Source organism: Roseospira navarrensis, assembly GCF_009601025.1.
GTDB classification, from domain to species: domain Bacteria; phylum Pseudomonadota; class Alphaproteobacteria; order Rhodospirillales; family Rhodospirillaceae; genus Rhodospira; species Rhodospira navarrensis.
Genome location: NZ_WIVE01000090.1, coordinates 1 through 12,699, shown reverse-complemented (window position 1 = coordinate 12,699; position 12,699 = coordinate 1). Strand labels below are relative to the sequence as shown.

At 70.0% G+C, this 12,699-nt stretch carries 13 protein-coding genes; 5 read left to right on the top strand and 8 right to left on the bottom strand.

Annotated features, from left to right (window positions below; translation table 11 throughout):
* Window positions 1–292: 292 nt before the first annotated feature.
* From GHC57_RS17650 to GHC57_RS17630, 5 genes are all read right to left on the bottom strand, one after another.
* Window positions 293–943, bottom strand: a complete 651-nt coding sequence (locus GHC57_RS17650) for a response regulator transcription factor (protein ID WP_153346722.1) — start codon at window positions 941–943, stop codon at window positions 293–295.
* A 130-nt stretch (window positions 944–1,073) separates the two neighbouring features.
* The gene (locus GHC57_RS17645) at window positions 1,074–2,408 is read right to left on the bottom strand and encodes a CCA tRNA nucleotidyltransferase (protein WP_153346720.1); all 1,335 of its coding nucleotides are present in this window, start codon (window positions 2,406–2,408) and stop codon (window positions 1,074–1,076) included.
* Between the two features lie 44 nt (window positions 2,409–2,452).
* Window positions 2,453–2,791, bottom strand: a complete 339-nt coding sequence (locus tag GHC57_RS17640) for a hypothetical protein (RefSeq protein ID WP_153346718.1) — start codon at window positions 2,789–2,791, stop codon at window positions 2,453–2,455.
* Entirely contained in the window at window positions 2,776–3,402 is a 627-nt protein-coding gene (locus GHC57_RS17635) for a CoA pyrophosphatase (RefSeq protein WP_246152459.1), read from the bottom strand. Before GHC57_RS17635 ends, GHC57_RS17640 begins: the two co-directional genes overlap by 16 nt.
* Before the next feature lie 59 nt (window positions 3,403–3,461).
* Window positions 3,462–4,070 carry a DUF1285 domain-containing protein gene (locus GHC57_RS17630; protein ID WP_153346715.1) on the bottom strand — a complete coding sequence of 203 codons (609 nt, stop codon included), beginning with the start codon at window positions 4,068–4,070 and terminating at the stop codon, window positions 3,462–3,464.
* A 55-nt stretch (window positions 4,071–4,125) separates the two neighbouring features.
* Here GHC57_RS17630 and GHC57_RS17625 point away from each other — a divergent pair, with 55 nt between their 5' ends.
* Both GHC57_RS17625 and GHC57_RS17620 read left to right on the top strand, forming a co-directional pair.
* The gene (locus GHC57_RS17625) at window positions 4,126–5,157 is read left to right on the top strand and encodes an AAA family ATPase (RefSeq protein ID WP_153346713.1); all 1,032 of its coding nucleotides are present in this window, start codon (window positions 4,126–4,128) and stop codon (window positions 5,155–5,157) included.
* Window positions 5,158–5,506: 349 nt separating this feature from the next.
* The gene (locus tag GHC57_RS17620; RefSeq protein ID WP_153346711.1) at window positions 5,507–6,211 is read left to right on the top strand and encodes a hypothetical protein; all 705 of its coding nucleotides are present in this window, start codon (window positions 5,507–5,509) and stop codon (window positions 6,209–6,211) included.
* A 288-nt stretch (window positions 6,212–6,499) separates the two neighbouring features.
* Here the strand turns inward: GHC57_RS17620 and leuC are convergent, their stop codons facing one another.
* From leuC to GHC57_RS17605, 3 genes are all read right to left on the bottom strand, one after another.
* Window positions 6,500–7,900, bottom strand: a complete 1,401-nt coding sequence (leuC, locus tag GHC57_RS17615) for a 3-isopropylmalate dehydratase large subunit (RefSeq protein ID WP_153346709.1) — start codon at window positions 7,898–7,900, stop codon at window positions 6,500–6,502.
* Window positions 7,901–8,201: 301 nt separating this feature from the next.
* Window positions 8,202–9,611 carry a type I glutamate--ammonia ligase gene (glnA, locus tag GHC57_RS17610; RefSeq protein ID WP_153346707.1) on the bottom strand — a complete coding sequence of 470 codons (1,410 nt, stop codon included), beginning with the start codon at window positions 9,609–9,611 and terminating at the stop codon, window positions 8,202–8,204.
* Between the two features lie 138 nt (window positions 9,612–9,749).
* Window positions 9,750–10,088, bottom strand: coding sequence for a P-II family nitrogen regulator (locus GHC57_RS17605; protein ID WP_153346704.1), 339 nt, complete (start codon window positions 10,086–10,088; stop codon window positions 9,750–9,752).
* A 382-nt stretch (window positions 10,089–10,470) separates the two neighbouring features.
* Between GHC57_RS17605 and GHC57_RS17600 the strand changes: the two genes are divergently transcribed.
* The 3 genes from GHC57_RS17600 (at window position 10,471) to GHC57_RS17590 (ending at window position 12,664) form a co-directional block, all read left to right on the top strand.
* Window positions 10,471–11,634 carry an aminotransferase gene (locus GHC57_RS17600; RefSeq protein WP_170294954.1) on the top strand — a complete coding sequence of 388 codons (1,164 nt, stop codon included), beginning with the start codon at window positions 10,471–10,473 and terminating at the stop codon, window positions 11,632–11,634.
* Window positions 11,635–11,934: 300 nt separating this feature from the next.
* Window positions 11,935–12,396, top strand: a complete 462-nt coding sequence (locus GHC57_RS17595) for a hypothetical protein (RefSeq protein WP_153346700.1) — start codon at window positions 11,935–11,937, stop codon at window positions 12,394–12,396.
* 43 nt (window positions 12,397–12,439) lie between these two features.
* Window positions 12,440–12,664: a hypothetical protein gene (locus tag GHC57_RS17590; RefSeq protein ID WP_153346698.1), complete on the top strand. Its 225-nt coding sequence runs from the start codon at window positions 12,440–12,442 to the stop codon at window positions 12,662–12,664.
* Window positions 12,665–12,699 lie beyond the last annotated feature (35 nt).

The following is a 12,699-nucleotide window of genomic DNA, read 5'->3' as shown; positions in this document are numbered from 1 at the left end:
CCGGATCGCGGATCACGATGACAACGGGCAAAGACCCCATCCTGAGACGATCACACGATCCGGTGCGGGGCCCCGGGTGGCCACCCGGGGCCCCGCAACCCGGCATCTCCACAATGCCACAAATCAAACAGACAATCCTGAGGCCGCGACGCGGCCGAAGGATCTCGGGCTGAGGCGGGATCTGCCGGCTGGGAGTCGCTCGGTCTCCCGAGGTCCTTCGCCGCTTCCAGCGGCTCAGGATGACGCAAAAGAGCCGGCGGGCGTGGAGGCCCCTCCTCGGTGGCCGTGGGGATCAGGGCGCGCCCGCCCCGGGGCCGCGCTGGACGCGGTACCACGCCGCCAGCTTCATGCGGTTGCCCAGGCCGGTCTTGGTGTAGATGCTGTGCAGGTGGTTCTTCACCGTGGCCTCGGCGCAATTCAGGTTGCAGGCGATTTCCTTGTTCGCCAGCCCGCGCTCCAGCTCGGTGAGGATGCGTTTTTCCGTGCGGGTCAGGCCGTCCAGGCGGATGTCCGACCCGGTCCCCCGCGAGGCGGCATGCAGCCGGGTGATGACGGCCCGCACGACGCGGGGTTCCAGCAGCGCCTCGTGCCGCGAGGCGGCGACCAGCGTTTCCACGAACTCGGTGAGCGAGCAGTTGCGGTCGATGACGTCGCACACCCCGGCGGCGATCCAGTTGGCCTTGCTCTCGACATCGCCGCCCGACCCGAAGCCCACGAAGCGGACGCCCTGATAGCGGTCACTGGCGCCGGCCACCCATTGGCGGGCTTCCGGCAGGCGGGTGTCCACCAGGGCGATGTCGGGGCCGTGTTCGCGGATGCCGCTGTCCAGGGCGGCCAGATCCGGCGCGGAGGCCACGATCCGGAATCGGTCGTTGCGTTGCAGGGTGTCCGCGAGCCAGTCGCGGAACAGCCGGATGTCGGTGGCAAGAGCGACCCGCACCATGTGTCCTCCCGCGCCGGGCTTGATTTGGCCGGAGCCGCGCCGCCCCTGCGTGCTTCGTCCGAAAAGTCTGCCCGAAACGGTTGGGTGTCGCTAGAGAAAACAGTAGGGAAACGGGCGGCGTGCCGCGGCCTCAGCGCCCGTGCCGGGTCCCCGCGTCCGCCCCCGCCGTCTCGCGCGCCCGGGCCAGCAGGGCGTCGCGGTCGGGCCGGTAGCCCTCCGCCAGCCACCAGTCGCGCAGCCGGGACAGCGTGCGCCCCACCTTGGGACCGCGCGGCACGCCGGCCGCGATCAGGTCGCCGCCCTTGAGCGGGAACGGCGGCGGCGCGAAGGCGGCGGCGCCCTCCAGATGCGCCATCCAGCGCAGCGAGCGGGCCGAATCCGTGTGGCCCCGGTTGTCGCGCTCGGCGGCCCAGTCCACCAGACACAGGTCGCGGAACAGGTCCGGGCCGATGCGGTCCAGCAACCGCCGCCGGTCGGCCTCGCCCATGTCGGCGCGGGGGCGCAGGGGGCGCGGGGTGGCGGCGATGCCCACCAGCCGCCGCGTCTCCGCCCGGGACAGCCGCAGGCGCGCGGCCAGGGCGGTGGTCCCGGCCTCGCCGCCCCGGACCACCGCGCCCAGCCGGCGCAGGGGATCGGGCGCCACGCCGGGCGCGACCACGCCGCGCGTCTCCAGGAAGGCCAGCATGCGCAGGGTGCCGAAGTGCTCGGCCTCGGGCAGCACGTGTTCCAGCAGACGGGCCCGGCGCATCAGCAGCAGGGCGCCGGCCGGATCGGGCGCGGCCAGCGTCTTGAGCAGTTCGGTGCGGATGCGCTCGCCGGACAGGCCCGCCACGGTGGCCGCCATGGCCTGACAGGCCCCCAGAGCCTCCGGATCCGCCGCGCCCTGGCCGTAATGCGCCTGGAAGCGCACGAAGCGCAGCATGCGCAGCGCGTCCTCACGGATGCGCTCGACCGCCCGGCCGACGAAGCGGATGCGTCCGGCCGCAAGGTCGGTCATGCCGTCGTGGTAATCATAGACCGCGCCCTCGGGCGTCGCCGACAGGGCGTTGATGGTGAAATCGCGCCGGCCGGCGTCGGCCATCCAGTCGTCGGTGAACGCAACGTCCGCGTGGCGGCCGTCGCAGGCCACGTCCCGGCGCAGCGTGGTGACCTCGAAGGGGGTTTCATCCACCACGGCCAGCACGGTCCCGTGCGCCAGGCCGCGCGCCCATGGCACCGTCGAAATGCCGGCGCGCTCCAGCAGCGCGGTGACCACCTCGGGCCGATCCGGAGTCGCCAGATCCACATCGGTGACCGGGCGGCGCAGCAGACCGTCCCGCACGCAGCCGCCCACCAGACGCACCTCGGTCCCATCGGCCCGCAGCGCCTCCACCAGCCGGTGCAGCGTGGGCGCGGTCAGCCAGGGATCGGCCGAGAGTTGGCCGACCGGGTCCCGATGGCTGAACCGGCTCCAGTCCCGTGTCATGGTCTCCTGTCCCTGGGTCGCCCGCCCCCGGTGGGGAGGGGGGGTCACTGGCCGTCGGCGTCCTCGCGCGGGACGAACTCACCCGGAATGATCTTGCCGTCCTCGTAGCGCGGCGGCACGTACTCCATGTCCGTCCGCCCCGTCGGCTGCAGCACATACATCGCCGTGACCGCGACGAAGGTCAGGCCGGCCCCGGTGGCGACCAGCGTGAGCCAGGGCACGTCCTCGTTCATCAGGCGGGCGAGGCGGCCGCCGCCCTGGCCGTCGCCGGGGGCGGCGCCGCCCTGGGTGTGGGGGGCCGGTCCGGGGCGCATCAGCAGCCAGGCCAGATAGAGCAGGCTGGGGGCCAGCAGGGGCAGGATGACGGTCAGGAAGACGCGCATGGTTCGGGGGCCTCGTCAGCGGGTGGCGCGGGCGGGGCCGCGCCGGTCAGGATGGCGAACAGGTTCATCAGGATTCCGGCCGTGGCGCCCCAGATGAAGTGGTCTCCGTACGGAATGGCGAAATAGGGGCGGTGCTTGCCGTCCTTCTCGCGCACGCCGTGCTTGTGGTTGCCGGGGTCCATCAGGAAGGCCAGCGGCACCTCGAAGATGCTGTCCACCTCGGTGGGGTCCGGGACCAGCCGGACCGGCGGCGTCACCACACCCACGAAGGGCGTGATCCGGAAGCCGGTCACGGTGATGTAGTCATCCAGACGGCCCACCAGGTCAACCCGCGCCGGATCCAGGCCGGTTTCCTCCCGCGCCTCGCGCAGGGCCGCGGCGGCCGGTCCGTCGTCGGTGTCATCCACCCGGCCGCCCGGAAACGAGACCTGGCCGGGATGGTGCGCCAGGTGCATGGCGCGGCGGGTGAAGACGATGGCGGGGCCCTCGGCCTCGCCCGGCGGGTGGTCCAGGATCGGCACCAGCACGGCCGCCGGCCGGTGCGGCGGCGGCGGCCGGTCGGCCAGGAACAGGCGGGCGCCCTCCCCGCCCAGCAGCGCGGCGATGGCCATGTCCGAGCCGTGCCCGAGTCCCGCCCCCGCGCCGAGGCGCCGGGCCAGTTCGGCGCGGTCTAGTCCTCGTCCAGAGTGCCCAGACAGAAAAAGGTTTCCCTGCTCCATACGCCGAACCGTCGTTCCCCGGTGCTGGTATCCTCGACCCCGCGGGCCACCAGATCATAATACACGGCGCGGGTCAGCCGGGCATCCAGCCCGTCGCGCACGGTGACGTAGGGCAGCGGCTCCCCGGTCCCGGGGTCGTGGTCCAGCCGCAGCGGGTGGTCCGCGTCCACGGTCACCACCTCGTCGCAATTGGTGCGGAAGCTCAGGCACTGGCCGGGGCCGCAACTGTGCACGAACATCTCGACGGCGATGAAGGGCACGTCCTCGACCGTGACGCGGCCCACCTCGGCCGGTGTGACCATCCAGTAGGTGCCGTCCTCGGCCCGGTGCAGCACCGAGGCGAACAGGCAGACCATTTCCTTCCGGCCGACCGGAGAGCCCTGGTAATGCCACACGCCATCCCGATCTATGGAGAGACCCAGGTCACCGCAGAAGTGGCGGGGGCGGCCCCCGGCGCCGGGTGTGTCCAGCGCCGCAAGCCGTGGCGGTTCGTCCGGTTCGGGCGTGATCCGCTGGTTGGTGTCGCCGTGCCATTCGGTGTCTCTGGCGTTCAGCCCCATGAACGGTCCTCGTGATCGAGTGCGTGCCTCAGCGCGGAAAGGAGACCCGGCCGTGATGTCAGAGACGGAAGCCCTGAACCCCGCGGTGTCCATCCCGGACCAGCCCGCCGACCCTGCCTTGCTCGAAGACGTAGAAAGGCTGGGCTCTCAAATCAAGGCGGCGAGGGCGGCCATCGGCCGGGTCATCTTCGGCCAGCAGGAGGTGATCGACGGCACGCTGGTCACCCTGCTGTCGGGCGGGCACTGCCTGCTGATCGGCGTGCCGGGGCTCGCCAAGACCCGCCTGGTGCAGACCCTGGGCGTGGTGCTGGGCCTGGACGCCAAGCGGGTGCAGTTCACGCCCGACCTGATGCCGGCGGACATTCTGGGCTCCGAGGTGCTGGAGCAGGACGAGTCCGGGCGGCGCGGCTTCCGGTTCATTCCGGGGCCGGTGTTCTGCCAACTGCTGATGGCCGACGAGATCAACCGCGCCAGTCCGCGCACCCAGTCCGCCCTGTTGCAGTCCATGCAGGAGCACAAGGTCTCGGTCGCCGGCCACTATCACGACCTGCCGGCGCCGTTCCATGTGCTGGCGACCCAGAACCCCATCGAGCAGGAGGGCACCTACCCCCTGCCCGAGGCCCAGTTGGACCGCTTCCTGATGCAGGTGGACATCGGCTATCCCGACCGGGAGGCCGAGCGCGCCATGCTGGCGACCACCACCACCGACGCCACCACCGAGCCCGTGCCGGTCCTGTCGCACGAAGACCTTGTCACCGCGCAGCGGCTGGTCCGGCGGGTGCCCATGGGCGAAAGCGTGGTCGAAGCCATCCTGACCCTGGTCCGCAACGGCCGGCCGGAGACCTCGGACCTGCCCGAGATCAAGGCCCACGTGGCCTGGGGTCCGGGGCCGCGCGCCAGCCAGGCGCTGGCGCTGGCCTGCCGGGCGCGCGCCATCCTGGACGGGCGACTGGCGCCGTCCATCGATGATGTTCTGGCCCTGGCGCGGCCGGTGCTGATCCACCGCATGGCGCCCACGTTCACCGCGCGGGCGGACGGGGTCACGCTCGCCGACATGATCGAGCGCCTGAAAACCACGGTGGGATAAGGGCAGGATCCGCCAGGGCAACGGGCTCAGGTTCACGGGAGTGCGCCGTCCGCACGGGTCACTCTGCCTCCCGAGATCCTTCGCGCCGTCCGGGCGCTCAGGATGACGAATAGAATTTTTTGATGTCATCCTGACGGCGCGAAGCGACGGAAGGATCTCGAGCCCAGGTCTCCAGTCCGTCGCAGATCATACCAGGAGTCCGCCCTTTCCCCTGAGCCCGTGGCCGTGAGAACCGGCGGGAACGCATTCCACCCAAGCGCAAAACCCACTAGGCTGCCCCTAGGCTGCCAGCTTTGGCTGACCCAGACCGGGACGGGCCCGTCCCGCACCGACGAAGACAGGACGTACGATGATCCGCACCATGGGACTGTTCACGACACCCTTGGCGGGCGCTCTGGCGCTCGGCCTGCTGGCCGCAGCGCCGGTCGCCGCCGTCGCCCAGACGGCGCAGGGCGACGATCCGGCCAAGGCGGCGGTCGCCCCGCTGACCGCCACGGTGAACGCGGCGCGCCTGGGGCCGATGCCGGAGGACGGCCGGTCCTACGTGATCCGCCGCTACGACGATTCGGAGGCCCACACCGCCGTCGCCCGCGCGCTCGACGCCGCGCTGGCGGCGCGGGGAGACGGCGAGGCCGCCGCCGCGCCGCTGGCGGTGGAGTTCGATCTCTACGTGGTGCCCTCGGGCGTGCCGGTGCTGGCCAAGGGGGTGCTCGAAACCAGCGACATCCGCCGCGACCGCCCCGCGCGCGAGACCCACCCCGGCATCAACGTCACCGCGCTTCAGGGCCGCACCGCCGGTGTCGAAGGCAACGTGCTGCACCGGCGGCAGGATTCGTTCCGATCCACCCTGCGCCTCGAGGTCATGGTGCAGGACCCGGCCGACGGCGGGTATGTGTGGCGGGGCTGGGTGGATACGCCCATGAACGGCCTGTCGCGGGCGCAGACGGCCTCCCTGGTCGTGCCGCCCCTGGTGGAGACTCTCGGCCAGACGGTGGCCGGCCGCGCCGTCACCGTGACCGTGCCCGAATCCATGGGCGGCCCGGCGGCCGAGTGACTCCGCCCGCCGGACGGACGCCATCACCAGATACCATCACCAGGTCGGGCGGAGTCGCCCCGCGCAGCGGGGCAATCCGCCGTCTGCGGCCCCATCCCCGGCGGGTTGCGCCTCCGGCGCGAACCCGCCCTACGGATTTATTCCCGCGGCGGGTGAGATTGCCTCACCCGCCGCGCGGCACCGGCCCACGCGCCCACCCGGCCACCCACAGGATACTCGCGTTGGGTGGCCGGGTGGGGGCGTGGGCCGGCCACGGACTTCAACGGCCCTCGGCAGAGGCCGTTGGTATTATGCCAGATCGCGGGCGTCAGCCAGACGGCCCGTCACGGCGGCGGCCACCGCCATTTCCGGGCTCATCAGGTGAGTGCGGCCGCCGCGACCCTGCCGGCCCTCGAAATTGCGGTTCGAGGTGGAGGCGCAGCGCTCGCCCGGCTCCAGCCGGTCGGCGTTCATGGCCAGACACATGGAGCACCCCGGCTCGCGCCACTCGAACCCGGCTTCGATGAAGACCTGATCCAGGCCCTCGGCCTCGGCCATCTCCTTCACCAGACCCGAGCCCGGCACCACCATCGCGCCCACGCCGTCGGCGACCCGCTTGCCCTTGGCGAGGGCGGCGGCGGCGCGCAGGTCCTCGATGCGGCCGTTGGTGCACGAGCCGATGAACACCCGGTCCACGGACACGTCCGTCAGCTTCATGCCGGCCTCAAGGCCCATGTACTTCAGCGACCGCTCGATGGCGGCGCGGCGGTTGGGGTCGCTCTCGGCCGCCGGGTCGGGCACGCTGCCGGTGATGGGGGCCACGTTCTCCGGGCTGGTGCCCCAGGTGACCTGCGGGGCGATGGCGGCGGCATCGATCACCACCTCCTTGTCGAAGGTCGCATCCGGGTCGGACTTCAGCGTCTTCCACCAGGTGACGGCGGCTTCCCACGCGGCGCCCTTGGGCGCCATGGGCCGGCCCTTCAGGTAGGCGAACGTGGTTTCGTCCGGCGCGATCAGGCCGGCGCGGGCGCCCGCCTCGATGCTCATGTTGCACACCGTCATTCGGCCTTCCATGGACAGCGCCTGGATGGCCTCGCCGGCGTATTCGATCACGTAGCCGGTGCCGCCGGCGGTGCCGATGGCGCCGATGATGGCGAGCACGATGTCCTTGGCGGTCACGCCGGGACCCACCTGACCGTCGATGCGCACCCGCATGTTCTTCGCCGGGGACTGACGCAGGGTCTGGGTGGCGAGCACGTGCTCCACCTCCGACGTGCCGATGCCGAAGGCCAGCGCGCCGAAGGCGCCGTGGGTGGAGGTGTGGGAGTCGCCGCACACGATGGTCGCTCCCGGCAGGGTGAAGCCCTGTTCCGGCCCGACGATATGCACGATGCCCTGGCGGATGTCGGCCATGGAGAGGTATTCCACGCCGAACGCGCGGCAGTTGTCCTCCAGCGTCTGGACCTGCAACGCGCTTTCCGGGTCGTCGATTCCCTTGGAGCGGTCGGTGGTCGGCACGTTGTGGTCGGCCACCGCCAGCGTGGCCTTGGGCGCGCGGACCTGACGGCCCGTCATGCGCAGACCCTCGAACGCCTGCGGGCTGGTGACCTCGTGGACCAGATGGCGGTCGATGTAGATCAGGCAGGTGCCGTCGTCCTGACGCTCCACCAGGTGGCTTTGCCAGATCTTGTCGAACAGGGTCTGCGCCATGGTCCGGGCTCTCCGTGGTCGTGTCATGCGAATGGCCGCGCGGCCCGTGCCGCGCGTGTCTCTTGAAGCCGCCTGTCATGCCATGCGGCGACGCGGGGGGCAAGACGGCAGGGCGCCCCCGCGCGGGACCGTTTCAAGGCGCGGCCTCCGCCGCGCGCGTCCGGCGCGGCGGTTCACGGAAAAGCCCCCGCCGGTTTCCCGACGGGGGCCATCCGATTGGCTCTCGCTTGACGGCGCCCTGTGGGCGCACCTCAGCGCCGCCTGGACGGAGCCACAAACCCAGGGACTACAAGACCCCAGATCAGACCGAATAGTACATCTGGAACTCGACCGGGTGCGGGGTGTGCTCGAAGGCGTACACCTCTTCCCACTTCAGCTCCAGGTACCCGTCGATCATGTCGTCGGTCATCACGTCGCCCTTCTTGAGGAAGTCGCGATCGGCGTCCAGCGCCTGCAGGGCCTCGCGCAGGCTGCCGCAGACCGTCGGCACGCCCTGCAGTTCTTCCGGCGGCAGGTCGTACAGGTTCTTGTCCATCGGGTCGCCCGGATGGATCTTGTTCTCGATGCCGTCCAGGCCGGCCATCATCATGGCGGTGAAGGCCAGGTAGGGGTTGGCGGCCGGATCCGGGAAGCGGACCTCGACGCGCTTGCCCTTCGGGCTGGAGACGTACGGGATGCGGCAGGAGGCCGAGCGGTTGCGCGCCGAGTAGGCCAGCAGCACCGGCGCCTCGAAGCCCGGGATCAGGCGCTTGTAGCTGTTGGTCGAGGGGTTGGAGAAGGCGTTGATCGCCCGGGCGTGCTTGATGATGCCGCCGATGTAGTACAGGGCGGTGTCCGACAGGTCGGCATAGCCCGAGCCGGCGAACAGCGGCTTGCCGTCCTTCCAGATGGACTGGTGGGTGTGCATGCCCGAGCCGTTGTCGCCCATGACCGGCTTCGGCATGAACGTGGCGGTCTTGCCGTAGGCGGCGGCGACCTGATGGACCACGTACTTGTAGATCTGCATGGCGTCGGCGGCCTGGATCAGGGTGCCGAACTTCAGGCCCAGCTCATGCTGCGACGGCGCCACCTCGTGGTGGTGCTTCTCCATCTCCAGACCCATCTCGCACATGACGGTGACCATCTCGGCGCGCAGGTCCTGGCCGCTGTCCACCGGCGGCACCGGGAAGTAGCCGCCCTTGACCGACGGACGGTGGCCGAAGTTACCTTCGGGCAGTTCCTTGCCGGTGACGTAGGGGCCTTCCTCGGAGTCCAGCTCGAAGGAAATCTTGTTCATGTTGACTTCGTACTTGACGTCGTCGAACACGAAGAACTCGGCCTCGGGACCGAAGAACGCGGTGTCGCCGATGCCGGCCGACTGCATGTAGGCCAGGGCCTTCTTGGCGATCGAGCGCGGGTCGCGGTCATAGGGCTGGCCGGTGGACGGCTCCAGCACGTCGCAGAACAGCACCAGCAGGGGCTGGGCCGCGAACGGATCCATGACGGCGGTGGCCAGGTCCGGCTTCAGGATCATGTCGGACTCGTTGATGTCCTTCCAGCCGGAGATGGACGAGCCGTCGAACATGATGCCCTCGGTCAGCATGTCCTCGTCGATGGTGGACACGTGCTGGGCGGTGTGCTGCCACTTGCCCTTGGGATCGGTGAAGCGGAAATCGACGTACTTGACATCGTTTTCCTTAATCATCTCAAGAATGGTGCTGACGTCAGACATGACGGTTCTTTCCCTTGTCCTTGGCTATCCTGATAGGTTGCCTGTCGGTAAACGTGTAACACGAACCCTGTCCCCGGGGGCGTCACCCCGTCCGGGGCCGGCCCGTCATGGCGCGGGGAGCCTGCGGCGCCCGGGGCGTCAGATGGCGTCCGAGCCGCGCTCGCCGGTGCGGATACGGATGACCTCCTCGACCGGCGTGATGAAGATCTTGCCGTCGCCGATGCGCCCGGTCTGGGCCGCCTGCTGGATGGCTTCGACCGCGCGGTCCACGAGCCCGTCGTCCAGGACCACCTCGATCTTCACCTTGGGCAGGAAATCGACCACGTACTCCGCGCCGCGGTACAATTCCGTATGGCCCTTCTGGCGGCCGAAGCCCTTGGCTTCGGTCACCGTGATGCCCTGAAGCCCGATCTCGTGAAGGGCTTCCTTCACCTCGTCGAGCTTGAACGGCTTGATGATCGCCTCGATCTTTTTCATGGACTCCGATCTCTCTGCCCGAAACAACGGCGGCTGGTCCGACCTGGACGCGGGCCGGTGCGGGATGCGGGGGCGGCGACGTGGGCCCCCGTCCTGCATCCAAGCGTCGAGTGTTTATCACGCGGCGTGCCAACTGCCCAGATGGGACGCACAGGCGCGGATTCCCCCAGCTTTCTTCGGGAAGAAGGCGGGTCTGCCGGCTCTCGCATGCCCAAAAAAGCCGCACCCTGCCCAAGGTGTGGGCACACCCCGGCGGCAGGCCCCGGGTGCTGCCGCCCTTGGAGTTGACCGGGCCGCGAATGTCCTGTTGGCTGCCCCCTGTCGGCCCGGACGCATGGCCCGAGTCGAGTCTTCGTGTCGCATCGCACCCTGGAGCCCGCCGGTGAAAGCCGCCAATTCCGTCCTGTCGTCCTACGGCACCACGATCTTCACCGTCATGTCCCAACTGGCGCAACAGCACGACGCCGTGAACCTGGGCCAGGGCTTCCCCGAGGGTCTGGAGCCGCCCAAGGTGCTGCGCGCCGCCGCCGAGGCCGCCGAGGCCGGCCCGCACCAGTACCCGCCCATGATGGGCATTCCGGCGCTGCGGCAGGCGGTGGCGGCGCATGACCGGCGCTTCTACGGGCTCGACCTGGATCCCGACGCCGAGGTCATGGTCACGTCAGGGGCGACGGAGGCGCTGGCGGACTGCCTGTTCGGCCTGATCGAGCCGGGCGACGAGGTGGTGCTGATCGAGCCCCTGTACGACAGCTACGTGCCCATCATCCGGCGGGCCGGCGGCATCCCGCGCACGGTGCGGATCGCGCCGCCGGACTGGACCCTGCCGCGCGACGATCTGGCGGCGGCGTTCTCCGACAAGACCAAGCTGATCGTGCTGAACAGCCCCATGAACCCATCGGGGAAAGTCTTCGACTCCGACGAACTGGCCTTCATCGCCGATCTGGTCGAGCGGTACGACACCTATGCGGTCTGCGACGAGGTCTACGAGCACCTCGTGTTCGACGGCCGGACACACATCCCGCTCATGACCCTGCCGGGCATGCGCGAGCGATGCGCCCGCATCGGCTCGGCCGGCAAGACCTTCTCGGTGACAAGCTGGAAGGTCGGCTACATCGTGGCCGCGCCGGCGCTGATGGCGCCCATCGCCAAGACCCACCAGTTCCTGACGTTCACCACCCCCACCTGCCTGCAGACGGCGGTGGCCGCCGGTCTGGGCCAGGACCCGGCAGTGCTGGAACAACTGGGCCCGGACATGGCGGCCCGTCGCGACCGGCTGGCCGACGGCCTGCGCGGCCTCGGGTTTCCGGTCATGGACTGCGCCGGCACCTACTTCCTGACCACCGACATCCGGGGCGTGGGGTTCGAGGGCACGGACGAAGAGTTCTGCCGCCATATCACCGCCGAGGCCGGAGTGACGGCGGTGCCGTTCTCGGCCTTCTACCGCGACCCGGCGGCCGCGCCGCGGCACTATGCCCGCTTCTGCTTCGCCAAGCTGGACAGCGCCCTGGACGAGGCGGTGGCGCGCCTCGCGCGGCATTTCGGGTGACCGCCCCGTCCCGGACAGGGCAACGGGCTCAGGTTGACCTGACGGCACGGTCCGCTCGGCCGGAGCAGGCCTCTCGCGATCCCTTGTCTCGCTTCGCTCACTCGGGATGACACACGACAATGATAAGATGTCATCCTGAGCCGCCATCGGCGGCGAAGGATCTCGGGCGGTGACACGACCCATGACACCCCTGTCATCCCGGTTCGGAGCCCTGCCGTCCCGGAAGCCGCCTTGAGTTTCGGGTGCGGCTGGCCCAAACTGATTGCAATTTCGAACTGATCGGTCGGAGGGTCAGGGATCATGTCGAACACGCCAGCGGCGTCCGTCCCGTCGGCCGGATGGGCCGGAATCGCGGCGGTCCTCTTCGGCGGCCTCGCCCTTCTGATCGTGCTGATCGAGTTTTCGGCCGGGCCGTTCGCGCCGCAACCGGAAGCCTCGACCGTGATCGGGGAAACCGCCGCCGGGATCCGGGATGCCGCCAGACGGGCGTTGGCGGGCGAAGCGCCGCCGCCGCCCACCGCGCGCACCTGGGACATCGACCGGGTGATCGCCCTGGCCGGCATGGCCACCGGCGGCGTGGCCGTGATCCTCGCGGTGCTGGGGGCCGTGCTGCGCGAGCCCAGGACCGCGCTCGTCGGTGGGGCGGCGCTGGGGGCCACGGCGATCCTGCTGAAGGTCTCCATCTGGATCGCGCTGCTGGTGGCCGGGGTGGTGATCCTCTGGGCGATCATCGACAATATCGGCGACATTCTGCCCGGGTGAGCCCCCGACCCGCCACCTGTTCCATCGTCAAGGAGGAGGCCCGATGATCCGCCTGCCCACCGTGTTGACTGCCGCCGCCCTGGCCGTGTTTCCGGCCCTGACCGCCACCGCCGCCGAGGACACGCCCGTCGGCATCACCGGCGACCTGTCCCACGTCACCGTCGAGACCCCGGACGGTCCGGTGGAGATCCGGCGCAACCAGGACCCCGAGGCCGAAATCAGCGGCAAGGCTTATCCCTTTGCTTCCGGCGCGATCAACATATCGTAGGAGATTGGGCCTTTGGTGGTGGCGATGCCCAGGAG

Bases quoted from the DNA above. Each gene is read 5' to 3' on its own strand.
- GHC57_RS17625 (WP_153346713.1), top strand. From the start codon at position 4,126: ATGTCAGAGACGGAAGCCCTGAACCCCGCGGTGTCCATCCCGGACCAG.
- leuC (WP_153346709.1), bottom strand. From the start codon at position 7,900: ATGGCGCAGACCCTGTTCGACAAGATCTGGCAAAGCCACCTGGTGGAG.
- GHC57_RS17620 (WP_153346711.1), top strand. From the start codon at position 5,507: ATGATCCGCACCATGGGACTGTTCACGACACCCTTGGCGGGCGCTCTG.
- GHC57_RS17635 (WP_246152459.1), bottom strand. From the start codon at position 3,402: ATGGCCATCGCCGCGCTGCTGGGCGGGGAGGGCGCCCGCCTGTTCCTG.
- GHC57_RS17645 (WP_153346720.1), bottom strand. From the start codon at position 2,408: ATGACACGGGACTGGAGCCGGTTCAGCCATCGGGACCCGGTCGGCCAA.
- GHC57_RS17650 (WP_153346722.1), bottom strand. From the start codon at position 943: ATGGTGCGGGTCGCTCTTGCCACCGACATCCGGCTGTTCCGCGACTGG.
- GHC57_RS17595 (WP_153346700.1), top strand. From the start codon at position 11,935: ATGTCGAACACGCCAGCGGCGTCCGTCCCGTCGGCCGGATGGGCCGGA.
- GHC57_RS17605 (WP_153346704.1), bottom strand. From the start codon at position 10,088: ATGAAAAAGATCGAGGCGATCATCAAGCCGTTCAAGCTCGACGAGGTG.
- GHC57_RS17640 (WP_153346718.1), bottom strand. From the start codon at position 2,791: ATGCGCGTCTTCCTGACCGTCATCCTGCCCCTGCTGGCCCCCAGCCTG.
- GHC57_RS17590 (WP_153346698.1), top strand. From the start codon at position 12,440: ATGATCCGCCTGCCCACCGTGTTGACTGCCGCCGCCCTGGCCGTGTTT.
- GHC57_RS17630 (WP_153346715.1), bottom strand. From the start codon at position 4,070: ATGGGGCTGAACGCCAGAGACACCGAATGGCACGGCGACACCAACCAG.
- glnA (WP_153346707.1), bottom strand. From the start codon at position 9,611: ATGTCTGACGTCAGCACCATTCTTGAGATGATTAAGGAAAACGATGTC.